This is a genomic window from Burkholderia sp. FERM BP-3421 (assembly GCF_028657905.1).
Lineage (GTDB): Bacteria > Pseudomonadota > Gammaproteobacteria > Burkholderiales > Burkholderiaceae > Burkholderia.
This window is the reverse complement of sequence record NZ_CP117781.1, coordinates 188,939-211,636: the sequence shown is the minus strand read 5'-3', so window position 1 is coordinate 211,636 and position 22,698 is coordinate 188,939. Positions and strand designations below refer to the sequence as shown.

Here is a 22,698-nt window from a genome sequence, read left to right as displayed (position 1 = left end):
CTGACGCTGCCTGTTTGATCTAGTCCAACCTTTTACCCATGACGCGCGTACTCAAGCCCCCGCCGCCTGCTCAGCGACAAGCAGATCGCGAAAAATCCGCGCGCCCGGTGTGAGCGCGCTGTCACGCCGCCAGATGACCGTGAGGTCACGCTCGATCGTCAGGTCCGCGACCGGCAGCGGTACGAGCGCGCCCGTCTGCAGTTCCCGCTCGACCGTGAGCCGCGACACCCACGCAAATGCGCCGCCGCGCACCAGCAGGCGATTCATCGCCTCCGCGCTGCCCACCGACAGACGCGGCGAGAACGTGAGCCCATGCCGCGCGAACGCGGCCTCGACCGCGTTGCGCGTACCCGAGCCCGGCTCACGCGACAGCACATCATGGCGGGCGAGTTCGTCGACAGTGATCCTGCGCTTGCGCGCGAGCGGATGGGCGGGGGCCGCGACCGGCATCAGCGTGTCGCGGCCGAGCCGGGTCGAATCGAACGCCTCGGCGTCGAACGGCCCCTCGACGAAGCCGAGCTGGCGGTCGTAGGTCAGCAGTGCGGCCTCGACGTGCTCCGTGTTCATCTCCTCGACGTCGACCGTGATCCCGGGATACTGCCGGCAGAACGCATCGAGCGCGGCCGGCAGCAGATAGCTGCCGATGGTCCGGCTTGCCGCGAGCTTCAGGTGGCCGCGCACCAGCCCCGAGAATTCATCGAGCATCGCCTCGGCCTCATCTGACAGCGAGAAGATCCGCGCCGCGTAGTGCGCGAGCAGGCGGCCTGCTTCCGTGGGGCTCATGCCGCGCGGCCGCCGGTCGAACAGCGTGACGCCGAGGCGTTCCTCCAGTTCGCGGATCTCGCGCGTGAGCGCCGGCTGGCTGACATGCAGGCGCGCCGACGCGCCGGTGACGCTGCCCGCCTCGACCACGGCAAGGAAGGCAGCGAGGTGCGTGAAGTTCATGGCACGAACGATCCATATAAGAAAAGTATGGATCGTATGTTGTTTATGTATTTTTCATATGTCAAGCCCAACGCTATCGTGTCCTCCATGGATAGCCGATAGCCGATGGAGGCCGCGATGTTCGATCCCGTATCAAGTGCGCCCTGCGCGCCCGCCCAGTCGCTGAGCGACAAGATCAGGCAGTTCACCCCCAACTGGTTCGCGATGACGATGGGCAACGGCATCGTGTCGCTCGTGCTGGTCGCGTTGCCGTTCCACTTTACGGGCCAGCAGGCGCTGGCCGCGACGTTGTGGTCCGTCAACGTCGTGCTGTACGCGCTATGTACGGCGATGCTGCTCGCCCGTGTGCTGCGCCACCCGGAGACGATCCGGCCGATGCTGCATCACCCGTTGCAGTCGATGTTCCTCGGCGCGATCCCGATGGGCCTCGTGCCGATCATCAACGGCTGCGTGCTGTTCGCCGCGCCGCGCGTCGGCCCGGTGGCCTACGACGTCGCGGCCGCGCTGTGGTGCCTCGATGCGGCGCTCGCCGTCGCCGTGGCGGTGCTCGTGCCGTACCTGATGTTCACGGCCCAGAGCCATGCGTTCGAGCGCGTGAGCGCGGTGCTGCTGCTGCCGCTCGTCGCGCCGGAAGTGGCGGCGTCGAGCGGCGCCGTGATCGCGCCGCACCTGCCGGCCGCCTTCGCGCGCGGCGTGGTCGGCGTCAGCTATGCGATGTGGGCGATTTCTCTGTCGCTGGCGTTCGCGGTGCTGACCCTCGTGTTCTTCCGTCTCGTCGTCCACAAGCTGCCGCATCGCGATCTCGCGCCGTCGAGCTGGCTCACGCTCGGCCCGATCGGCACCGGCGCGCTGGGCATCCTCGCGCTCGGCAAGGTCGCGCCCGTCGTGTTCCAGGGCAGCGCGTTCGCCCCGCTCGGCGCGCTCGCGGATTCGCTCGGGCTCGTCTGCGCGCTGCTGCTCTGGAGCGCGGGCGTCTGGTGGTTCGCGATCGCCGCGCTGTTCACGCTGCGCTACCGCAAGGAGGGCATGTCGTTCAACCTCGGCTGGTGGGGCTTCACGTTCCCGCTCGGCGTCTATACGGCCGCCACGCTCGGCCTGTATCGGGCCACCGGGCTGACCGCGTTCGCCGTGCTCGGCACCGTGTTCGCCGCGCTGCTGTTCGGCTTCTGGAGCCTCGTCGCCACCCGGACGCTGCGCGGCGTGCTGCAAGGGCGACTGTTCCAGGCGCCGTGCCTGAATGCCCCCGCCGCCGCGCAGGCGTGAACCGGCCGCGCGCCTTCATCCGCTCCCCACCGTTTCCTACCGCCCGGCCGCGATCGCGTCGCGCGCCCGGCTCACCGACCCAGGAGTTCAAGATGCATGCACCTCAGGTTCCCGCGAAACACGTCGCCGTCACGGGCGCGGCCGGGCAGATCGCCTATTCGCTGTTGTTCCGGATCGCGCGCGGCGATCTCTACGGTCCCGGGCAGCCGGTCGTCCTGCAACTGCTCGACCTGCCGCAGGCAAGCGCGGCGCTGCAGGGCGTCATGATGGAGCTGGAAGACTGCGCGTTCCCGCTGCTGCGTCACATGGAAGCGACGAGCGATCCACGCGCCGCGTTCCGCGCCGCGGATTGCGCGTTCCTGATCGGCGCGAAGCCGAGAGGGCGCGGCATGGAGCGGCGCGACCTGCTCGACGCGAACGCGGCGATCTTCCGCGCGCAGGGCGAGGCGCTGAACGCGGTCGCGCGGCGCGACGCGAAGGTGCTGGTGGTCGGCAATCCGGCGAACACGAATGCGGCGATCGTGCGCCGCTGCGCGCCCGATCTGCCGGACGACGCGATCAGCGCGATGATCCGGCTCGACCACAACCGCGCGGCGTCGATGCTCGCGCGGCGGTGCGACGCGCCGGTCGACGCGATCGAGCATCTGATCGTCTGGGGCAATCATTCGCCGACGATGTTCGCCGACTATCGTTACGCGCGCATCGGCGATGCGTTCGTGAAAGACCTGATCGACGACGAGCGCTGGTATCGCGAACACTTCATCCCGCGCGTCGCCGCGCGCGGCACGGCGGTGATCGAGGCGCGCGGCGCATCGTCGGCGGCCTCGGCCGCGAACGCGGCGCTCGATCAGATGCGCGACTGGCTGCACGGCAGCGATGGGCGCTGGGTGTCGATGAGCATACCGTCCGACGGCAGTCATGGCGTGCCGCCCGGGCTCATGTTCGGCGTGCCGGTGATCTGCGAGGGCGGCGGCTATCGCCGTGTGGCGGACCTCGCACTCGATGCGTTCGCGCGCGCGTGCATCGCGCGCTCGGTGCGAGAATTGCAGGAAGAAGCGGAGGTCGTGTCGCGCTTGTTCGCGAGCGCGTGACGATCGGCCGGATCGTTGCATGAACAACCACCAGGAGCCGTGATGCCGAAGCGTCGTTCTCCGTTGTTCTCCCATGCCGGCCGGCGTGGATTCCTGACCCGCGCCCTCGGGCTCGGCCTCGCCGGCGCGGCGGGCGCCGATGCGTGGGGCGCGGTCGAGCGCATGGTCGAGCTGCCGTTCGGCAACGGCCGCCGCGCGGTCGCCGCGGACTTCCCGCAGAAGGGCGCGCTGATCCTGCAGCGCACGCGTCCGCCGCTGCTGGAGACGCCGTTCGAGGTGTTCGACCGGCACCTGTTCACGCCGAACGACGCGTTCTACGTGCGCTGGCACATGGCCAACATCCCGACCCGGATCGACCCGGCGGCGTTCCGGCTGGTCGTGCACGGGCATGTCGAGCGGCCGCTCACGCTGACGCTCGACACGCTCGTGCGCGACTTCGAGCCGGTCGAGGTGGCGGCGGTCAACCAGTGCTCGGGCAATTCGCGCGGCTACTACGCGCCGCGCGTGCCGGGCGCGCAGTGGGCGCATGGCGCGATGGGCAACGCGCGCTGGACGGGCGTGCGCCTCAAGGACGTGCTCGAACGGGCCGGAGTGCGCGCGGGCGCGCTGCGGGTGCGGATGAACGGCCTGGAGACGCCGATCATGCCGGACACGCCGGCGTTCAAGAAGTCGCTCGCGATCGAGCATGCGCTGGACGGCGAGGCCGTCATCGCGTACCTGATGAACGGCGAACCGCTGCCGCTGCTGAACGGTTTTCCGTTGCGGCTCGTGGTGCCCGGCTGGTATGCGACCTACTGGGTCAAGATGCTGAGCGACATCGAGGTGCTGGACCGGCCCGACGACAACTACTGGACCGCGCGCGCCTACCTGATTCCCGATACGCCGGGCGCGAACGTCCGGCCCGGGCAGACCGGCGTGCGGATGGTCCCGATCAACCGGATGGTGCCGCGCTCGTTCATCACGAATCCGCCCGATGGTGCGCGGCTCGCGCGCGGCGCGTCGGCCGAGGTGCGCGGCATCGCGTTCGGGGGCGACTGCGGTGTCGCGGGCGTGCGGGTGTCGCCCGACGGCGGGCGGACCTGGCTCGATGCATCGCTCGACCGCGACTACGGGCGGTACAGCTTCCGTCGCTGGCGGCTCGCGCTCACGCCGCCCGCGGCGGGGCCGCTCGTGCTGATGGTGCGGGCGACCAATACGGCGGGCGTCGCGCAGCCGCTGCAATCGAACTGGAACGGTTCGGGTTTCATGCGCAACGGTGTCGAATCCGTTGCGCTGCACGTGATCTGATCGGGGAGACCGGCATGAAGCATCGAGCACTGTGTTGGCTGCTGATCGTGGGCGTGGCGGGCGTGGCGGGCGTGGTCGCGTTCCGCGCGTGGCTGCCGGACGGGCGTGTCGGCGCGCGGCGCGAGCCTGCGCGCGCCGTGGCGTTCTCGGTCGTGGATGTGAGCCTGCCGGTGAGCCGTGAGGTGTTTCCGCCCGGGCCCGGCGCGGAGATCGCCAACGGGCAATGCCTGATCTGTCATTCGGCCGGCATGGTGATGCGCCAGCCGCCGCTGACGCTGCGGGAATGGACGGCGATCAACAACAAGATGCGGGTGGCCTACGGTGCGCCGCTGCCGGCCGAGCAGGTCGATACGCTCGCGCAGTACCTGTATCGGATCAACGGCCGCGCGGAAGGGGCGGCTCGGGCCGAGCCGGCGCATTGACGTGAGCGATGGGCGGTGCGGACGGGTGGCGCGCGATCAGTTGCGGAGCGAACGCGGCATGTCGCGTGCAATGCGGCTCAGTCGCGCGCGCGGTTCTGTGCATGCTGCGCCGATCCACTGCCTCGCGGCGACGCGGCGCACGGCCGCGCGCATGTGCTCCTCACCGCAGCTGCACGGCCGCGAGGAACAGCACCATGCCGCCGATCGCGCCGTCGAGCACGCGCCACGCGCCGGCGCGGCGGAACAGCGGCGCGAGCAGCCGCGCGCCATAGCCGAGCCCGGTGAACCAGACCAGGCTGACCGCCATCGCGCCGATCGCGAACGCGAGCCGCGCGCCTTCCGGTTCGCGCGCGCCGGCCGTGCCGATCAGCAGGAAGGTGTCGAGATACACGTGCGGATTGAGCCAGGTGAACGCGAGCGTCATCATGACCACCGGCAGCGCGCCTTGCGGCGCGGCCTGGGGTGCGCCGTTCATGTCGAGCGTCGCGTGATTCGGCCGCAGCGCGCGGCGCAATGCATTGAGGCCGAACCACGCGAGATAGGCGAGGCCGACGTACAGCACCGCATGGATGAAGGTCGGGTAACGCTCGACCAGCACCGCCGCGCCGCCGACGCCCGCGCCGATCAGGATCATGTCCGACAGCGCGCACAGCAGCACGATCTTGCCGACGTGCGCACGCATGATGCCCTGCCGCAGCACGAAGGCGTTCTGCGCGCCGATGGTGACGATGAGCGAGCCGCACAGCGCCGCGCCGTGGGAAAAGGCGATCCAGTTCATGATGTTCCGGGGGAAGAAGACGGGGAAAACGACACTCAGGCGCCTAGTCTGCGTTTTCCGGCAGAATAAGAGAAGCTAAATTGCCTAATGCTGATTAAGGAAATCTAATGCTGGACTATGCCTTGCTCGATGCGCTGGCCGCCGTGATCCGCCAGGGTTCGTTCGAACGGGCGGCGAGGGAGCTGAATGTATCGCCGTCCGCGGTGTCGCAGCGCGTGAAGCTGCTCGAGGAGCGCGTGGGCAGCGTGCTCGTGAAGCGAGGCCAACCCTGCGTCGCGACGCCTTCGGGCGCGCTGCTGTGCCGTCACACGGAACGGGTGCAGATGCTGGAGGCCGAGTTGTCCGGCCGCATGCCGGCGTTGCCCGGCGCGCTCGCCGGCCGCTGGCCGAGCTTGCGGGTCGCGGTCAACGACGACAGCGTCGCGACCTGGTTCATCGACGCGATGGGGCCGTTCTGCACGGAGAGCGGCACGCTGCTCGATCTCGTGATCGACGACCAGGACTACACGGCGGAGCGGATTCGCGACGGCAGCGTGCAGGGCGCGGTGACCGCGCAGGCGGAGCCGATCCAGGGCTGCCGCTCGACCCGGCTCGGCCGGATCCGCTATCGCGCGGTCTGTTCGCCCGCGTTTCACGCGCGCTATTTCGCCGACGGCGTGACGCGCGATGCGCTGCAACGCGCGCCGTGCGTGATGTTCAATCCGAAGGACGGTTTGCAGAGGCGTTTCATGCGGCGCGTGACGCGCGCGGAACTGGATCCGCCCCGGCACTGGATTCCGCACGTGGCGGGTTATCTGCGCGCCTGCGAGACGGGCCTGGGCTGGGGCATGTGCCCGGATCGCATGACCGAGCGGCAATTTGCGGCGGGGGAACTGGTCGACCTGTCGGCCGGGCGCACGGTCGACATCGAGCTGTACTGGCAGAGCTGGCGCCTGTCGATCGGCTGGCTCGACGATTTCGGCGCGGCGCTCAAGGCGCGCGCCGCGCAGTTTCTCGATTGACGGGGGCGCGGCGGGCGTGCCGCGCGGCGCGCATCACAGGTGATGCAGGCCCTCGAAATCGACGATCCGCACCATGCGCCCCTGCATCTCGATCAGGCCGCGCTTCTGGAACTTCGACAGCGTGCGGCTGACCGTTTCGAGTGTCATGCCGAGGTAGCTGCCGATATCCTCGCGCGTCATGCGCAGGTTGAACTCGGTCGCGGAGTAGCCGCGCTTCAGGTAGCGCGACGAGATGTCGAGCAGGAAGGCCGCGACGCGCTCCTCCGCGTTCAGCGAGCCGAGCAGCATCGTCTGCGAGGTCTCGCGCACGATCTGTTCGCTCATCAGCTTGTGCATGCGCAGCTGCATCGTGCCGGCCTCCGAGCAGAGCGACTTGAGCGCGCTGTACGGGATCACGCAGACGGAGCTGTCCTCGAGCGCGACGGCGGTGCGCGGATGCGCGTCTTCGCAGATGCCGTCGAGGCCGAGCGCCTCGCCGGCGAGATGCAGGCCGGTGACCTGCTCGCGGCCGTCATGGCGCGTCGCGACCGTCTTCAGCGAACCGGAGCGCACCGCGTAGAGATTGTCGAATGCATCGCCCTCGCGGAACAGCGCTTCGCCGCGCCGCACCGGGCGCGCCGCGCAGATCACCGCTTCGAGGCGCGTCAGCGCATCGGGCGCGAGGCCCTGCGGCATGCACAGATGCCGCATCGAGCAGGTCGAGCAGTGCGTGGCCTGCCGCGGCGCCCAGCTGCCGGCGGCATGGATGGAAACGGGGGAGCGGGCGGCGAGGGGCGTGAGCATGATGGTGGTGGACTCGGGCTTGAATTCGACGAAACCATTGTCCCACCGCAAGCCGGGGCCGTTCAGCGACAAAACGCCGCGATGCGATGCCCGGCTTGCTTGCCGCGCGTCAGGGACGCGCGGCGCGAACGCTTGTTCAGCTTTCCTGAGCGTCCGGATGCGCGGCCGACGGAATCAGCAGGACGGGCAGCGCGGCCTGCCGCACGCATTGCTCGGCGACGCTGCCGAGCACGAGCCGCTTGAAGCCGCGGCGGCCATGCGTGCCGAGCACGAGCAGGTCGGCCTCGAATGCCTTCACGGCGTCGAGGATCAGCGAGGATACGTCCGCGAGCGACGTCGCCTCGTCGACCTTCATCTCGCCCTTCACGCCGGCCGCGCGCATCTGCGCGGTGAACGTCTCCGCGAGATCGCGGCCTTGCGCGATCAGCTGGGTGCGCAGCACGGACGGGTCGTAGCCCGGCACGTTGTAGTAGATCGAGGCGTTTTCGACGATGTAGTGCGGCTGCAGCTCGGCGCCCGCGGACTTGGCGAGCGCGAGCGCCGCCTCGAACGCGTGCCGCGCGGTGTCGCTGCCGTCGACTGCAACCAGGATGCGCTTGTACATGATGTCTCCGTGATGGGATGGACAAGGTGCCGGCGACCGCGCCGGCCGGGTAGGTGGGCGGTTCCCGGGCAGGGTAACTGATTGCGGCCGCGCGCGCAGCGAGCCAGATCAAGGGCGCGGCGATCGGCGGGCGGGCTTGCTACCATGACGGGCGATCGGCGCGCGACCTACCCGCGCCGGCCCCTTGCCACGGAGTGAGTGCGATGAACGAACCCAGCCGCCGCTATCCCGATCCGGCCATCCGGATCCTCGATCCGCGTTTCGAGGCGCTGCGCCACGCGGCCGCCTCGGTCGAATGCCTGTACCAGGGCGCGCGCTGGTCCGAGGGGCCGGTGTGGTTCGGCGATGGGCGTTTCCTGCTGTGGAGCGACATCCCGAACAACCGGATTCTGCGCTGGGACGAGCCGAGCGGCGCGGTGAGCGTGTTCCGGCAGCCGTCGGACAACGCGAACGGCAACACGCGCGACCGGATGGGCCGCCTCGTGACCTGCGAGCACCTGACGCGGCGCGTGACGCGCACCGAGTACGACGGCACGGTGACCGTGCTGGCGGATCGCTTCGAGGGCCGACGCTTCAATTCGCCGAACGACGTGGTCGTCAAATCCGACGGATCGATCTGGTTCACGGATCCATCGTTCGGCATCGAGAGTTTCTATGAAGGCGAGCGCCAGGCTGCCGAGATGCCTGAGCGGGTCTACCGGATCGATCCGCGCGACGGCGCGGTCACGATGGTGCTCGACGATGCGCGCGGCCCGAACGGGCTCGCGTTCTCGCCGGACGAGACCACCTTGTACGTGGTCGAGTCGCGCGCGCGGCCGCGCACGATCCGCGCTTACGCGGTGACGGACGACGGCCGCGCGGTGCGCGACGGGCGCGGCCTGATCGACGCCGGCGCGGGCACGCCGGACGGCTTTCGCGTCGACGTGCACGGCAATCTGTGGTGCGGCTGGGGCATGGGCAGCGACGAACTCGACGGGGTGCGCGTGTTCGCGCCCGACGGCGCGGCGCTCGGCCATATCGCGCTGCCGGAGCGCTGCGCGAATGTCTGCTTCGGCGGCCGTCATCGCAATCGTCTGTTCATGGCGGCGAGCCACGGCCTGTACGCGCTCTATGTGAACACGCAGGGGCTGGCGGGCGGCTGACGCCGCGCCGCGCGTCAGTACCCGACGCGGAACAGCCGGCCCGTTTCCGCGCCTTCCGCGCTGCGGCTGTACGCGAGCGCGGCGCGGCCGACCGGAATCGCCTCGTGGCCGCGGAACAGCGCGCCGTACGCATCGAGCGATTCCTCGAACACGGTCGGGCTCACCAGGTTGATTCGCAGTCCGCGCGGCAGCTCGACCGCGGCGTTGCGCACGAAGCCCGCGAGCGCGCCGTTGACGGCGGCCGCGTTCGAGCCGCCCCGGAACGGCGCATCGCCGATGACGCCGCTCGTCAGCGTGAACGAACCGCCCGCGTTCAGCAGGTGCTGGCCGGCGAGCACCAGGTTGACCTGGCCGAGCAGCTTGTCCGCGAGCCCGACCGCGAACTGCGCGCTGGCGGTCTCGCCGAGCGGGCCGAAGTGCACCGAGCCGGTCGCGGCGATCACGGCGTCGACCGGTCCGACCGCGTGGTACATGCGCTGCACGCTGTCGATGTCCTTGAGGTCGACCCGCACGTCGCCGTGCGAGCGGCCGGCCGCGACGATCTCGTGGCGGGGTTTCAGTTCGTTGACGATGGCGCTGCCCAGCGTGCCGGAGGCGCCGACGATCAGGATCTTCATGCTGGATTCCGAAACGGAGAATGACCGCCGATTGTCGCGATGCAGCGGCGCGCGAACAAGCCGCCCGCATGATCAGGTGTCGAAACCCAGGGTTTCGAATCGCCCCGCAAGGGGGCGCGCCGGCGTCAGCGCGGGATCGGCGCGAACTCGAACACGCGTTCGGCGCGCACGGGCCGGACCGGGCAGTGCGCGCGCCCGCGGGGCCGGACCCACGCGTCGGGATCGAAGCGGCCGCGCGGTTCGGCCGCGAAGCCTTTGTCGATCACCATGTAGCCGGCGCGCGGCGCGCATTGCGGATGATTGCCGCCGATCCGGCTGTCGTAGCCGGCGAAGCCGTCGGGCGTTTCGGGCATGGCGTTGTCGAGCGAGGCGTTGCTGGTGGCGATCTGGTCGGGCGGCAGCGTGCCGTTCGCGAGGCGCGCGGCGTCGCGCTGCTTGCCGTCGGTGTCGACGGTGCTGTCGTGGGTGGCGTCGTTGTCCAGTTCGACGCTGCGCGGATGCGGCAGGGGCGCGGACATGGTGTTCTTCCTGGCGGCGGGAGCAGCCCGGATCACAGCAAGACCCGTTCCGGGGACCACGGGAAAAGGCGAGCGGGCGGCCGCCGCGGCCGCGCCGGGACCTTCGGGTTCGGGAGGATTTATTTCAACCAGAAGCCCCGATTTCTACAGAGTATGATTCCTTTCCAGCGAGGCCGCACGAACCCGTGCCGGGCGTGCGTCCCGGCCCGCATCGGGCGCCGCAGCACCCCTGACGGACGGGTAGTGAAGAAGAAGTGAAGGGACTAGAGGTGGGCGGACTCATGCACATGACGACTACGGCATTCACGCATCGCGGTTATCTGCTCAACTGCACGCCGGCGCGCGCCGGCGACGGCTCGTTCCAGCCTTATGTGGTGATCTCCCGATCGAGCGACGGCGAGCTGGTCGCCAATCGTTTTTTTCCATCCGACCTGCACTTCAGCAACGAAGACGCCGCGATCGCCCACGCGCGCGATTGGGCGGTGCGATGGATCGACGCGAGCAGCATCACGATCTAGCACGACGAATCGCGACCGTCGCTCGCGCGGAAAAAACGCGGTAATCTTGCGGACCCGTCACTTTTTTTCCGCGGCCGTGCGTCGTGTGTGGCCGTATGTTCCTGTCTATGCCGAAATCAGCTGTTCGAAACTGGGGCCTCGATCAGATCGTGGCCGCATTGCGCGAATCGCGCGAGACCCTGCACCGCACGCGTCACCCGCTCGGCATCCGCGAGCTGCCGTCGCGCGATGCGATCTGCAAGATCGTCAACGGCCTGCGCGCCTCGCTGTTCCCGACGCACTACGGCGCGCCGGACCTGACGGACGAAAGCGTCGATTTTTACGTCGGCCATACGCTTGAAAGCACCCTGCGCATCCTGTCCGAGCAGATCCGCCGCGCGCTGCCGTTCCTGCCCGAGCATGCGGATACGCCGGGCGCCGAGCTGGAGACGCGCGCGTTCGAGATCGCGCGCGAATTCGGCACGCAGCTGCCCGACATCCGCGCGCTGCTCGTGAGCGACATCCAGGCCGCCTACGCGGGCGATCCGGCCGCGCAGCACGTCACCGAGATCCTGCTGTGCTATCCGGGCGTGTTCGCGATGATGCATCACCGGCTCGCACATGCGCTGCATCTGCTCGGCGTGCCGCTCCTCGCGCGTTTCATCAATGAAATCGCGCACTCGGCGACCGGCATCGACATCCACCCGGGCGCGCGGATCGGCCCGAGCTTCTTCATCGACCACGGCACCGGCGTGGTGATCGGCGAGACGGCGATCATCGGCGAGCGGGTGCGCGTCTACCAGGCGGTCACGCTCGGCGCGAAGAGCTTCCCGGCCGACGGCGACGGCGCGCTCGTGAAGGGCAATGCGCGGCATCCGATCGTCGAGGACGACGTGGTGATCTATGCGGGCGCGACGATCCTCGGCCGCGTGACGATCGGGCGCGGCTCGGTGATCGGCGGCAACGTGTGGCTCACGCACAGCGTGCCGCCGGGCAGCAACGTCGCGCAGGGCAAGATCCGCGAGGGCGGCGGCCCGGTCGACAAGGGCTGAATCGAAGGGGCGGGCCGGGCCCGCCGAGAGGCGGCCGGCGCGCGGCGGGGATGCCGCGCGCCGGCCGCCTTGTCATGTCGCGGTGCAAGATCCGCGCATGCCGCGCGGCGCGCCGGCTAGCGCCGGCCGCCCGGCGAGCGATGCTTGTAGAGCACGTCCTGGTCGACGCGGATCAGGTTCTGGCCCGCATCGACCACGAAATCGACGCCGTTGTACGCGGGCTCCGTCAGCAGCAGGATCGCATCGCCGACATCGTCGGGCCCGGCAATCCGCCCGAGCGGCGTCGCGGCGCGGCTCGCATGCTCGAAATCGGCCTGGGTCTGGTCGTCGCTCGGCAGCATCAGGCCCGGAAACACCGCGTTCACGCGCAGCACCGGCGCCGCCGACAGCGCGAGCATCTGCGTCAGGTTGCCGAGCGCCGCCTTCGCGACCGTGTAGCTGAAGTGGTCGCGGTGGAAGTTCTCCTTGATCTTCTGGTCGACCACGTTGATCACCACGCCCTGCGTGCCCGCCGCCTGCGCGCGCGCATGGTAGGCGCGCGTGAGCAGGAGCGGCGCGCGGCAGTTGACCGCCCACGCGGCGTCGAGCGCCGCGAGGTCGAAGCTCGGGAAATGATCCTGCCAGAACACCGACGCGTTGTTGACCAGCACGTCGAGCCGCCCGAAGCGCGTATAGACCGCATCGACGAGCGCCGTGACCGCGTCCGCCCGGGCGAGGTCCGCCTGCAGCGCGACGGCCTCGATGCCTTGCGCGCCGAGCGCGTCGACGGCTTGGCGCGCGGCCTGTTCCGAACGATCGTAGTGCAGCGCGACGCGGTAGCCGCGCGCGCCGAAGCGGCGCGCGAATGCGAGGCCGGCGCGTCGCGCGGCGCCGGTGACGAGGACGACGGGCGCGCCCGTCGGGATAGTGCGGGACGACATTTACGTATTCGTCAGGTTGACGGCCGAGGGGTTGGACACAATCGACAGGAACTCGCGGCGCGTGGCCGGATCGGTGCGGAACGTGCCGAGCATCCGCGACGTGACCATCTCGACGCCGGGCTTGTGGATGCCGCGCGTCGAGATGCACTGGTGCGCCGCTTCGAGGATCACGCCGACGCCCTTCGGCTGCAGCACGTCGAACAGCGTGTCGGCGATCTGCACGGTCATCTTTTCCTGGATCTGCAGGCGCTTCGCGAACGCATCGACGAGCCGCGCGAGCTTCGAGATGCCGACCACGCGGTGATTCGGCAGGTAGGCGACGTGCGCGCGCCCGATGATCGGCACCATGTGGTGCTCGCAGTAGCTCTCGAAGCGGATGTCCTTCAGCACGATCATTTCGTCGTAGCCGTCGACCTCGCTGAAGGTGCGCGCGAGGATGTCGCGCGGCTCGAGCGCGTAGCCCGCGAAGAATTCCTCGTAGGCGCGCACGACGCGCGCCGGCGTATCGAGCAGTCCTTCACGTGCGGGATCGTCGCCGGCCCAGCGCAGCAGCACGCGTACGGCCGCCTCGGCCTCCTCGCGGCTCGGCCGCGCGGGGACGGCGCTCGCGCGCGACGCCTTGCGGGGGGATTTGCCGGCCGCCGCGCGGGGCGCCTTCTCTTTGACCATGCCTGAACTCCTGTCTAGCGGGCCGCGCCACGCGGCCGATCGGGCATTGTTTCATGCTTTCGTCGCACGCGCCCGGTGGGCGGTCATTTCGGCCATTCGTCGAGCGCGTCGTTGAACAGCCCGGCGACCACGCCGCGCAGCCAGCCGACGCGCGCGTCGTTGTGGAACTTGCGGTGCCAGTGCTGGCGCAGATCGAAGCGCGGCAGCGCCAGCGGCGGCTCGACCAGCATGATCGACGCATGCTCGGCCGCGTAGGCGTAGCCGATCGCGTGCGGCACGGTCGCGATCAGGTCGGTGCGCCCGAGGATGAACGGCAGGCTCATGAAGTGCGGCGTCTCCAGCACCGCGCGCCGGCGCAGCCGCGCTTTCGCGAGGTGGCGTTCGAGCACCTCCTGGCTGCGGCCGTCCGCGCGCACCACCGCGTGGCCGCAGGCGAGGAACTGTTCGAGCGTCAGCGCGTGCGCGGCGAGCGGATGGCCGCGTCGCATCAGGCAGATGAACCGATGCGTGAACAGACGCTGCTGGAAGAAATTGCCGCCGTCGAGATCGGGGAAATAGCCGACCGCGAGATCGACGTCGCCGCTTTCGAGGCCGCGTTCGACCTCCGCGTGCGGCAGCGACACCGAGCGCAGGTTCGCGTGCGGCGCTTGTTGCGCGAGCGCCTGCAGCAGGCGCGGCAGGAACACGATCTCGCCGACGTCCGACAGCGCGAGCGTGAAGGTGTCGCGGCTCGCCGCCGGATCGAAGCTCGGCGGCGCGACCACGCCGCGCTCGATCTGCGCGAGCGCGGCGCGCGCGGCGGGCAGCAGCGCGAGCGCGCGCGGCGTCGGCTCCATGCCGTGCGAGGTGCGCACGAACAGCGGGTCGCCGAAGTACGCGCGCAGCTTGCCGAGCGCGCTGCTCACGCGCGGCTGGCTCACGCCGAGCAGCTCGCCCGCGCGGCTCACGTTGCGGGCCTCGTCGAGCGCCACCAGGTAGGGAATCAGGTTCAGATCGAGTTCGGGCATGGCCGGACCACTATTCGGAATCGAGATACAAGTTATCGCTTAAATCGCGTTGTCGCATAGTCGGGAAAGCGCTGACAATCGATTCGACTATTCGAATCAACGTTGGAGACATCCCCATGCGCACTCAGGTCGCCATCATCGGCGCCGGTCCGTCCGGCTTGCTGCTTTCCCATCTGCTGCACCTGCAAGGCATCGATTCGGTGCTGGTCGAGGCCCGCTCGCGCACCTACTGCGAGAACCGGATCCGCGCCGGCGTGCTGGAGCAGGGTACGGTCGACACGCTGAACGAAGCCGGCCTCGGCGCGCGGATGCGGCGCGAAGGGCTCGTGCACCGCGGCGTCGAGCTGCTGTTTGACGGCGCGCGACACCGCATCGACCTCGCCGCGCTGACGGGCGGCCGCGCGATCACCGTCTACAGCCAGCACGAAGTGGTGCGCGACCTGATCGCGGCGGGCGAAGAACACGGCCACGCGATGCATTTCGAGGTCACGGACGTCGCGCTGCACGACGTGACGGACGCGCATCCCCATGTGACCTTCACCGATGCGCAGGGCCGCGCGATGCGGCTCGATTGCGACTACATCGCCGGCTGCGACGGCTTCCACGGCGTCGCGCGCCAGACCATCCCGGCCGAGCGGCTGCGAACCTTCGAGCGGGTCTATCCGTATGCGTGGCTCGGGATCCTCGCGGACGCGCCGCCGTCGCTCGACGAGCTGGTGTACGCGCATCATGTGCGCGGCTTCGCGCTGTTCTCGATGCGCTCGCCGAGCGTCACGCGGCTTTACCTGCAATGCCGTCCCGACGAGGCGCTCGACGCGTGGCCCGACGCGCGGATCTGGGACGAGCTGCGCACGCGCTTCGCCAACGACAGCGGCTGGCTGCCGGCCGAGGGGCGCATCACGCAGAAGAGCGTGACGCCGATGCGCAGCTTCGTGTCGGAAACGATGCAGTACGGACGCCTGTTCCTCGCGGGCGACGCCGCGCACATCGTGCCGCCGACCGGCGCGAAGGGCATGAATCTCGCGGTGGCCGACGTGCGCGCGCTGGCGCGCGCGCTCGGGGCGCGTTATCGCGACGGCGACGAGGCGGCGCTCGACGCCTATACGGCGACCTGTCTCGACCGCGTGTGGCGGGCCGAGCACTTCTCGTACTTCATGACCAACATGCTGCATCCGAGCGCGGACGACACGCCGTTCGTCAACCGGCTCAAGCTGGCCGAGCTGCGCTACGTGACGCGCTCGCGCGCGGCCGCGCAATCGCTCGCGGAGAACTACGTCGGCCTGCCGTTCGACGATACCTGGTCCGCCCGCCTTGACAAGGCGGAGCACGCGACTCTATGATCGCCTCAACGTTCGCTAATCGAATCTGAGTTCGAATATCGAACATTTCGAGAGTGCGCCCGTCGCGGCGCGTTCGTTCGACGAGCCGCGCGCCGGTGCGCGGATGCGTATCAGGAACCCACATGGTCAACAAGATTTTCGAGTCTCTCCAGGCGGCGGTGGCCGACGTGCACGACGGCGCGACGATCATGATCGGCGGCTTCGGCACGGCGGGCATGCCGGCCGAGCTGATCGACGCGCTGATCGCGCAGGGCGCGCGCGACCTGACGATCGTCAACAACAACGCCGGCAACGGCGAGACGAGCCTCGCGGCGCTGCTGAAGGCGAAGCGGGTGCGCAAGATCATCTGCTCGTTCCCGCGCCAGACCGATTCGCAGGTGTTCGATGCGCTGTACCGCGCGGGCGAGATCGAACTGGAGCTGGTGCCGCAGGGCAACCTGGCGGAACGGATCCGCGCGGCGGGTGCGGGGATCGGCGGCTTCTTCTCGCCGACCGGCTACGGCACGAAGCTCGCCGAGGGGCGGGAAACCCGCGTGATCGATGGCAAGCCCTACGTATTCGAAGCGCCGATCCACGCCGATTTCGCGCTCGTGAAGGCGTACCGGGGCGACCGCTGGGGCAACCTCGTGTATCGCAAGACCGCGCGCAACTTCGGCCCGGTGATGGCGAGCGCCGCGAAGACGACCATCGCCCAGGTGTCGGCGGTGGTGCCGCTCGGCGGCCTCGATCCGGAACAGGTCGTCACGCCCGGCATCTTCGTCAAGCGGGTCGTCGAGGTGCCGCAGGCCGCGCATGCGGCCGAACTGGCCGCGCAACGCGCGGCGCATGCCGCCTGAGCCGGCGAGGAGAACACGATGCAACGATTGACCCGCGACCAGATGGCGCAGCGTGTCGCGCAGGACATTCCCGAAGGCGCGTACGTGAACCTGGGCATCGGCGTGCCGACGCTCGTCGCGAACCATCTCGATCCGGGCAAGGAGATTTTCCTGCACAGCGAGAACGGCGTGCTCGGCATGGGCCCCGCGCCCGCGCCGGGGCAGGAGGATGACGAGCTGATCAACGCCGGCAAGCAGCATGTGACGGTGTTGACGGGCGGCGCGTTCTTCCATCACGCGGATTCGTTCGCGATGATGCGCGGCGGCCATCTCGACTACTGCGTGCTGGGTGCGTTCCAGGTCTCGGCGCACGGCGACCTCGCGAACTGGCACACGGGCGCGCCGGATGCGATCCCGGCCGTCGGCGGCGCGATGGATCTCGCGATCGGCGCGAAGCAGGTGTTCGTGATGATGGAGCACCTGACCAAGCAGGGCGAGAGCAAGATCGTCGCGGCATGCTCGTATCCGGTGACGGGCGTGCGCTGCGTGAGCCGTATCTATACCGACCTCGCGGTGCTCGACGTCACGCGCGACGGGCTCGCGGTGCGCGAGATCTGCTCGGACCTGTCGTTCGCCGCGCTCGAGGAACTGACCGGCGTGCCCCTGATCGACGCGACCCGCTGACGCGCCCGGGCCCGGGCGGAGCCCGGCGTCCGGAGGCACAATGCAGATTCCGTCTCCTTTCGTTTCCGTCATGCTAGAAGACAGCGCCCGCCTGACCTCCCTGATCTGCGGCACCGAGCCGCTTAACCGGATCTGGTCGCCGCGCACGACCCTGCAGCGCATGCTCGACGTCGAGGCGGCGCTCGCGCGCGCGCTGGCCGCGCACCGGGTGATTCCGCGCGCGGCGGTCGCGCCGATCGAGGCCGCGTGCGACGCGGCCCGGCTCGATGCCGATGCGCTCGCGCGCGACGCCGCGCTCGGCGGCAATCTCGCGATCCCTCTGGTGCGGCAGCTGACCGCGCGCGTGAAGGCGGCCGACGCCGAGGCGGCGAAATACGTGCATTGGGGCGCGACGAGCCAGGACATCCTCGACACCGGCCTCGTGCTGCAGCTGCGCGACACGTTCGACCTGCTCGATCCGCTCCTGGGCGAGGCCTGCGCCTCGCTCGCGGCGCTGGCGCGCGCGCATCGCGCGACGCCGATGATCGGCCGCACCTGGCTGCAACAGGCCTTGCCGATCACGCTGGGCCTCAAGTTCGCGCAATGGCTCGATGCCTTGCTGCGTCATCGCGAACGGCTCGCCGCGCTGCGCACGCGCGTGCTGGCGCTGCAATTCGGCGGCGCGGCCGGCACGCTCGCGAGCCTGCGCGAGCAGGCGGGCCCGGTCGCGCGCAGCTTGGCCGACGACCTGCGGCTCGACCTCCCGGACGTGCCGTGGCACACGCAGCGCGATCGCATCGCCGAGACGGCGGCTTGCTTCGGCATGCTGATCGGCACGCTCGGCAAGATCGCGCGCGACGTGTCCCTGCAGATGCAGACCGAGGTCGGCGAACTGGCCGAGCCGGCGGCGGCGGGCAAGGGCGGTTCGTCGACGATGCCGCACAAGCGCAACCCGGTCGGCTGCGCCGCCGTGCTGACGGCGGCCGTGCGCGCGCCGGGGCTGGTCGCGACCGTGTTCGCCGGCATGGTGCAGGAGCACGAACGCGCGCTCGGCGGCTGGCAGGCAGAATGGGATGCGCTGCCCGAACTCGCACGGCTCGCGGGCGGCGCGCTCGCGCAGGTGGCGCAGCTCGTCGCGGGCCTCGAAATCGATCCCGCGCGGCTGGCCGCGAATCTCGATGCGACGCGCGGGCTCGTGCTCGGCGAGGCCGTGATGCTCGCGCTCGGCGATGCGATCGGCCGGCTGGACGCGCATCATCTGGTCGAACAGGCGTCGCGGGAAGCGCTGCAAAGCGGGCGCACGCTGCACGACGTGCTCGCGGCGGACCCGCGCGTGAGCGCGCAGCTGTCGCCCGAGGCGCTGCAACGCCTGTTCGATCCCGCTCACTACGTCGGCGCGGCGCATGCCTTCGTCGACGCCGTGCTCGCGCGCCACGCGGGCCGGAACCCAGGAGACCACTGATATGTCCTTCGCTTCAGTCGACGGCGTGCAACTGCATTACCGGATCGACCGCTCGGCGCGCGCCGACGCGGACTGGCTGATCTTCTCGAATTCGCTCGGCGCGGATCTGTCGATGTGGGCGCCGCAGATCGATGCGCTGACGCCGCATTTCAACCTGCTGCGCTACGACACGCGCGGGCACGGCCACTCGGCCGTGCCGGCGGGCCCCTACACGATCGCGCAACTGGCGGGCGACGTGCTCGGCCTGATGGATCAGGTGGGCATCGCGCGCGCGCATTTCTGCGGGATCTCGATGGGCGGCCTGACGGGCGCCGCGCTCGCGGCGCGCCATCCGGAGCGGATCGGGCGCGCGGTGCTCGCGAACACCGCCGCGAAGATCGGCTCGCCCGAGATCTGGGAGCCGCGCGCGCGCAAGGCGCGCACCGAAGGGATGGCGGGGCTGGCCGACGCGGTGCTGCCGCGCTGGTTCACGCCGGGTTTCTTCAACCGCGAGCCGCGCCTCGTCGACGTGATCCGCGACATCTTCCGGCACACCGACGGGCACGGCTACGCCGCGAACTGCGACGCGCTGAACACCGCCGACCTGCGCGCGGAGGTGACGGGCATCGCGCGGCCGGTGCTCGTCGTGACCGGCGCGCACGATCAGTCGACCCCGCCGGACCTGGGCCGCGCGCTTGCGCAGGCGATTCCGGGCGCGCGCCACGTCGAGTTCGACGCCGCGCATCTTTCCAATATCGAGAGCGCCGACGGCTTCAACCGCGCGCTGCTCGACTTCCTGACGGCTTGAGGCGGAGACGCGAGATGGATGACGAACAGCGATACGAAGCCGGCCTGACGGTGCGGCGCGCGGTGCTCGGCGACGCGCATGTCGACCGCTCGCTCGCGAACCGCAGCGCGGTGACGACCGAATTCCAGGACCTGATCACGCGCTATGCGTGGGGCGAGATCTGGACCCGCGACGGGCTGCCGCGCCACACGCGCAGCCTGCTGACCATCGCGATGATGGTGGCGCTCAATCGCGCGGAGGAGCTGGCGCTGCATCTGCGCGCGGCGCGCAACAACGGCGTGACGCGCGACGAGATCAAGGAGGTGCTGCTGCAGGCCGCGATCTATTGCGGGGTGCCGGCGGCGAATTCCGCGTTCCACCTGGCCGAGAAGATTTTCAGCGAACAAGACGCGGCCTGACGCGGCGGCGATTCCTCATGCGCCGCGCGGGCTGGCCGGCCCGCGCGGCGCGTGCATTCCGACCCTGCCGGCAACGTACCGGCGCGGCACGATCCAATAATATCGACGGAGACAAGCATGACCCAACCCATGCGCACGCTCGACGTGCAGCAGTTCATCGACGAGCGGCGCTTCTCGCCGTATCAATGGCTGATCCTGATCCTGTGCTTCCTGATCGTCGCGGCCGACGGCTTCGACACCGCGGCGATCGGCTTCGTCGCGCCCGCGCTCGGCCAGGAATGGCACGTGACCAAGGCCGCGCTCGGGCCGGTGATGAGCGCGGCGCTCGCGGGGCTCGCGTTCGGCGCGCTGGCGGCGGGGCCGCTCGCGGACCGGATCGGCCGCAAGCGGGTGCTGGTCGGCTCGGTGATGCTATTCGGGCTGTTCAGCATCGCTTGCGCGTTCGCGCAGACCGTCAACGCGCTGGCCGTGCTGCGGCTCCTGACCGGCCTGGGCCTTGGCGCGGCGATGCCGAACGCGGCCACGCTGATGTCGGAGTACGCGCCGCATGCGAAGCGTTCGTTCCTCGTCAACACGATGTTCTGCGGCTTCACGCTCGGTTCCTCGGCGGGCGGGCTGGTCGCCGCCGCGTTGATTCCCGAGTACGGCTGGCGCAGCGTGTTCGTGGTCGGCGGCGTGGCGCCGCTCCTGCTGGGCGCGCTGCTGATCGCGCTGCCCGAATCGATCCGCTTCATGGTGCTGCGCGGCGCGCCGGCCGAACGGATCGCGGCCGTGCTGCGCCGGATCGCGCCCGACGCCGCGCTCGACAACGTGCGCTTCGTGCTGCCCGACGATCGCGGCGACCAGCGCCAGTCGGGCGTGGCCGTCGTGATGTCGCCGCGCTACCGCACCGGCACGCTGATGCTGTGGCTGACCTACTTCATGGGCCTGCTCGTCTACTACCTGCTGACGATCTGGCTGCCGACGCTGATCCGCGACAACGGCTTCACCGTGCGCGAGGCCGCGCTCGTGACCGCGCTGTTCCCGCTCGGCGGGGGGATCGGCGCGATCGCCTGCGGCTGGCTGATGGACCGCTTCGAACCGCACCGCGTGATTGCGGCAACCTATGTGTTGACGGGGCTGTTCGTGTGGCTGGTCGGGTTGCAGGCCGGCCATCTGGCGCTGCTCGCGAGCGTGGTGTTCGTCGCGGGGGTGTGCATGAACGGCGCGCAGTCGTCGCTGCCGACGCTCGCGGCCGCGTTTTACCCGACCAGCGGCCGCGCGACCGGGGTCGCGTGGATGCTCGGCATCGGCCGCTTCGGCGGGATCCTGGGCGCGTTCTCGGGCGGGCTGCTGTTGCAGGCGCAACTGGGATTCAGCACCATTTTCTCGATGCTGGCCGTGCCGGCGCTGGTGGCGGCGGGCGCGCTGCTCGTCAAGCGCACGGCCCAGCGGGACGACGGCGCCTCGCAGGCGCCGACCCGCACCGCGTAGACCGGGCGCGACCGTCTGCGCTATTCCTCGGCGTCATGGACCCGGGCGAAGTGGCGCAGATAGGCGCGCAACGCCGCTTCGCGGCCGCGATGGTCGGCGGTGTTCGCCGCGCCCATCCGCTCCTCGTCGCCGAACAGCGCGGCCGGCGCGCCGTAAGTGCCGACTTCGGTGTGTTCGCGCAGGATGCGGATGTCGTGCGTGCGGTGATGGTATTCGGCGATCCAGTGCAGACCTTCGATGCGATCGCCGGCTCTGAGCAGTGTCTTCATCGGCCTTCTCCCGCCGGAGCGGGTTCGCGTGCGGCGAACCGACGCCCGGAAGGAGAGCGTACGCCTTGGCGGTCGCGCCGACAATGGCGGCGTATCGTCAGTGGGACGCGAGCTTCGCGAGCAGCGGATACAGCGACAGGACGAGCAGGACGGCCATCGTCACGTTGAATGCGCGCAGCCGGCGCGGGTCGGCGAGGAAGCCGCGCAGGCCCTGGCCGAACGCGGCCCATACGCTGATGCATGGGAATCCGACGAAGACGAACACGAGCGCCATCCAGGCCGAGTTGCTGCCGTAGTCGACGGACAGCTGGACGGTGGTCGCGGCCGTGAGCACCATCATCCACGCTTTCGGGTTGACCCACTGGAACGCGACGGCCTGGAGGAAGGTCATCGGGCGCGCCTTGGCGTTGTTCACGCGCACCTCGCCGGAGGTGCCGATGCGCCATGCGAGATAGAGCAGGTAGAGGACGCTGGCGATTTCGAGGGTCGAATAGAGCAACGGGAAGCGGTGGAACGCCTCGCCGAGGCCGAAGCCGACCGACAGCATCAGGATCGCGACGCCGATGCTGATGCCGCACATGTGCGGCAGCGTGCGGCGGAAGCCGAAATTGACGCCGGAGGCGAGCAGCATCGTGTTGTTGGGGCCGGGGGGTGATGGTCGTGACGAGCGCGAACAGTATGCCGGCGGGCAGGGCGCTCAGGGTCGCGTACTCCATGGTGCTTCTCCGTCTTGAGGCTTTCGTGGCTTGGGTGAGGAGAAAGTCTAGACCGGAGCGGCGGTACAGTACCGGTACAGTTTGCAGGGAGGGTGCCGGTACGGGGCTGGTGGGTGGGGGACTTTTCTCGGCTGAATTCCTGTTGGTTCTCCGAAAAGATGTCCGCAGTCTCGATATGT

25 protein-coding genes and 1 pseudogene are annotated in these 22,698 nt (G+C 69.6%); 15 read left to right on the top strand and 11 right to left on the bottom strand.

What is annotated here, in order from left to right:
* Positions 1 to 51: 51 nt before the first annotated feature.
* Positions 52 to 945, bottom strand: coding sequence for a LysR family transcriptional regulator (locus Bsp3421_RS04130; protein WP_273997076.1), 894 nt, complete (start codon positions 943 to 945; stop codon positions 52 to 54).
* A gap of 117 nt (positions 946 to 1,062) precedes the next feature.
* On the opposite strand from Bsp3421_RS04130, the gene Bsp3421_RS04125 reads away from it, so the two are divergent.
* From Bsp3421_RS04125 to Bsp3421_RS04110, 4 genes are all read left to right on the top strand, one after another.
* The gene (locus Bsp3421_RS04125) at positions 1,063 to 2,208 is read left to right on the top strand and encodes a TDT family transporter (RefSeq protein WP_273997075.1); all 1,146 of its coding nucleotides are present in this window, start codon (positions 1,063 to 1,065) and stop codon (positions 2,206 to 2,208) included.
* Between the two features lie 92 nt (positions 2,209 to 2,300).
* Positions 2,301 to 3,299 (top strand): malate dehydrogenase, encoded by a 999-nt coding sequence (locus tag Bsp3421_RS04120; RefSeq protein WP_273997074.1) that lies wholly within the window; start codon positions 2,301 to 2,303, stop codon positions 3,297 to 3,299.
* A 42-nt stretch (positions 3,300 to 3,341) separates the two neighbouring features.
* Positions 3,342 to 4,586 carry a molybdopterin-dependent oxidoreductase gene (locus Bsp3421_RS04115; protein ID WP_273997073.1) on the top strand — a complete coding sequence of 415 codons (1,245 nt, stop codon included), beginning with the start codon at positions 3,342 to 3,344 and terminating at the stop codon, positions 4,584 to 4,586.
* Positions 4,587 to 4,600: 14 nt separating this feature from the next.
* On the top strand, positions 4,601 to 5,008 hold the full coding sequence (locus Bsp3421_RS04110) for a c-type cytochrome (protein WP_273997072.1): 408 nt from the start codon (positions 4,601 to 4,603) through the stop codon (positions 5,006 to 5,008).
* Positions 5,009 to 5,168: 160 nt separating this feature from the next.
* Here the strand turns inward: Bsp3421_RS04110 and Bsp3421_RS04105 are convergent, their stop codons facing one another.
* Complete coding sequence (locus Bsp3421_RS04105; RefSeq protein WP_273997071.1) at positions 5,169 to 5,786, bottom strand: LysE/ArgO family amino acid transporter; 618 nt, start codon at positions 5,784 to 5,786, stop codon at positions 5,169 to 5,171.
* 107 nt (positions 5,787 to 5,893) lie between these two features.
* Here Bsp3421_RS04105 and Bsp3421_RS04100 point away from each other — a divergent pair, with 107 nt between their 5' ends.
* The gene (locus Bsp3421_RS04100; RefSeq protein ID WP_273997070.1) at positions 5,894 to 6,787 is read left to right on the top strand and encodes a LysR family transcriptional regulator ArgP; all 894 of its coding nucleotides are present in this window, start codon (positions 5,894 to 5,896) and stop codon (positions 6,785 to 6,787) included.
* Between the two features lie 33 nt (positions 6,788 to 6,820).
* On the opposite strand, the gene fnr is transcribed toward Bsp3421_RS04100, so the two are convergent.
* Both fnr and Bsp3421_RS04090 read right to left on the bottom strand, forming a co-directional pair.
* Positions 6,821 to 7,570, bottom strand: a complete 750-nt coding sequence (gene fnr, locus Bsp3421_RS04095; protein ID WP_273998272.1) for a fumarate/nitrate reduction transcriptional regulator Fnr — start codon at positions 7,568 to 7,570, stop codon at positions 6,821 to 6,823.
* A 136-nt stretch (positions 7,571 to 7,706) separates the two neighbouring features.
* A complete protein-coding gene (locus tag Bsp3421_RS04090) occupies positions 7,707 to 8,174 on the bottom strand; it encodes a universal stress protein (RefSeq protein WP_273997069.1) in 468 nt (155 codons plus the stop codon).
* Positions 8,175 to 8,377: 203 nt separating this feature from the next.
* Here Bsp3421_RS04090 and Bsp3421_RS04085 point away from each other — a divergent pair, with 203 nt between their 5' ends.
* Positions 8,378 to 9,316: an SMP-30/gluconolactonase/LRE family protein gene (locus tag Bsp3421_RS04085; RefSeq protein WP_273997068.1), complete on the top strand. Its 939-nt coding sequence runs from the start codon at positions 8,378 to 8,380 to the stop codon at positions 9,314 to 9,316.
* Positions 9,317 to 9,330: 14 nt separating this feature from the next.
* Here the strand turns inward: Bsp3421_RS04085 and Bsp3421_RS04080 are convergent, their stop codons facing one another.
* Both Bsp3421_RS04080 and Bsp3421_RS04075 read right to left on the bottom strand, forming a co-directional pair.
* Positions 9,331 to 9,933, bottom strand: coding sequence for a short chain dehydrogenase (locus tag Bsp3421_RS04080; RefSeq protein WP_273997067.1), 603 nt, complete (start codon positions 9,931 to 9,933; stop codon positions 9,331 to 9,333).
* Between the two features lie 125 nt (positions 9,934 to 10,058).
* A complete protein-coding gene (locus Bsp3421_RS04075) occupies positions 10,059 to 10,451 on the bottom strand; it encodes a DUF3005 domain-containing protein (RefSeq protein ID WP_273997066.1) in 393 nt (130 codons plus the stop codon).
* Between the two features lie 281 nt (positions 10,452 to 10,732).
* Here Bsp3421_RS04075 and Bsp3421_RS04070 point away from each other — a divergent pair, with 281 nt between their 5' ends.
* Together Bsp3421_RS04070 and epsC are read left to right on the top strand one after the other, a co-directional pair.
* The gene (locus Bsp3421_RS04070) at positions 10,733 to 10,969 is read left to right on the top strand and encodes an HlyU family transcriptional regulator (protein ID WP_252984314.1); all 237 of its coding nucleotides are present in this window, start codon (positions 10,733 to 10,735) and stop codon (positions 10,967 to 10,969) included.
* Between the two features lie 107 nt (positions 10,970 to 11,076).
* Complete coding sequence (gene epsC / locus Bsp3421_RS04065) at positions 11,077 to 12,000, top strand: serine O-acetyltransferase EpsC (RefSeq protein WP_273997065.1); 924 nt, start codon at positions 11,077 to 11,079, stop codon at positions 11,998 to 12,000.
* A gap of 116 nt (positions 12,001 to 12,116) precedes the next feature.
* Here epsC and Bsp3421_RS04060 read toward each other — a convergent pair whose 3' ends face one another.
* From Bsp3421_RS04060 to Bsp3421_RS04050, 3 genes are all read right to left on the bottom strand, one after another.
* On the bottom strand, positions 12,117 to 12,920 hold the full coding sequence (locus tag Bsp3421_RS04060; RefSeq protein WP_273997064.1) for an SDR family oxidoreductase: 804 nt from the start codon (positions 12,918 to 12,920) through the stop codon (positions 12,117 to 12,119).
* Entirely contained in the window at positions 12,921 to 13,589 is a 669-nt protein-coding gene (gene folE, locus Bsp3421_RS04055; protein WP_273997063.1) for a GTP cyclohydrolase I FolE, read from the bottom strand.
* Between the two features lie 83 nt (positions 13,590 to 13,672).
* On the bottom strand, positions 13,673 to 14,596 hold the full coding sequence (locus Bsp3421_RS04050) for a LysR family transcriptional regulator (protein ID WP_273997062.1): 924 nt from the start codon (positions 14,594 to 14,596) through the stop codon (positions 13,673 to 13,675).
* A gap of 116 nt (positions 14,597 to 14,712) precedes the next feature.
* Here Bsp3421_RS04050 and pobA point away from each other — a divergent pair, with 116 nt between their 5' ends.
* The 7 genes from pobA to Bsp3421_RS04015 all read left to right on the top strand — a co-directional run bounded on the left by pobA (position 14,713) and on the right by Bsp3421_RS04015 (position 21,534).
* On the top strand, positions 14,713 to 15,936 hold the full coding sequence (gene pobA / locus Bsp3421_RS04045; RefSeq protein ID WP_273997061.1) for a 4-hydroxybenzoate 3-monooxygenase: 1,224 nt from the start codon (positions 14,713 to 14,715) through the stop codon (positions 15,934 to 15,936).
* 122 nt (positions 15,937 to 16,058) lie between these two features.
* Positions 16,059 to 16,772, top strand: a complete 714-nt coding sequence (locus tag Bsp3421_RS04040; RefSeq protein ID WP_273997060.1) for a 3-oxoacid CoA-transferase subunit A — start codon at positions 16,059 to 16,061, stop codon at positions 16,770 to 16,772.
* Positions 16,773 to 16,790: 18 nt separating this feature from the next.
* Positions 16,791 to 17,435, top strand: a complete 645-nt coding sequence (locus tag Bsp3421_RS04035) for a CoA transferase subunit B (RefSeq protein ID WP_273997059.1) — start codon at positions 16,791 to 16,793, stop codon at positions 17,433 to 17,435.
* 70 nt (positions 17,436 to 17,505) lie between these two features.
* Positions 17,506 to 18,876 (top strand): 3-carboxy-cis,cis-muconate cycloisomerase, encoded by a 1,371-nt coding sequence (locus Bsp3421_RS04030; RefSeq protein ID WP_273997058.1) that lies wholly within the window; start codon positions 17,506 to 17,508, stop codon positions 18,874 to 18,876.
* A gap of 1 nt (position 18,877) precedes the next feature.
* Complete coding sequence (pcaD, locus tag Bsp3421_RS04025) at positions 18,878 to 19,663, top strand: 3-oxoadipate enol-lactonase (RefSeq protein ID WP_273997057.1); 786 nt, start codon at positions 18,878 to 18,880, stop codon at positions 19,661 to 19,663.
* 14 nt (positions 19,664 to 19,677) lie between these two features.
* Positions 19,678 to 20,061 carry a 4-carboxymuconolactone decarboxylase gene (pcaC, locus tag Bsp3421_RS04020; RefSeq protein ID WP_273997056.1) on the top strand — a complete coding sequence of 128 codons (384 nt, stop codon included), beginning with the start codon at positions 19,678 to 19,680 and terminating at the stop codon, positions 20,059 to 20,061.
* A gap of 117 nt (positions 20,062 to 20,178) precedes the next feature.
* Positions 20,179 to 21,534: an MFS transporter gene (locus Bsp3421_RS04015; protein ID WP_273997055.1), complete on the top strand. Its 1,356-nt coding sequence runs from the start codon at positions 20,179 to 20,181 to the stop codon at positions 21,532 to 21,534.
* A gap of 20 nt (positions 21,535 to 21,554) precedes the next feature.
* Here the strand turns inward: Bsp3421_RS04015 and Bsp3421_RS04010 are convergent, their stop codons facing one another.
* Both Bsp3421_RS04010 and Bsp3421_RS04005 read right to left on the bottom strand, forming a co-directional pair.
* Positions 21,555 to 21,803, bottom strand: coding sequence for a hypothetical protein (locus Bsp3421_RS04010; protein ID WP_273997054.1), 249 nt, complete (start codon positions 21,801 to 21,803; stop codon positions 21,555 to 21,557).
* A gap of 97 nt (positions 21,804 to 21,900) precedes the next feature.
* Positions 21,901 to 22,519, bottom strand: a pseudogene (locus Bsp3421_RS04005) (LysE family translocator).
* Between the last annotated feature and the right edge of the window lie 179 nt (positions 22,520 to 22,698).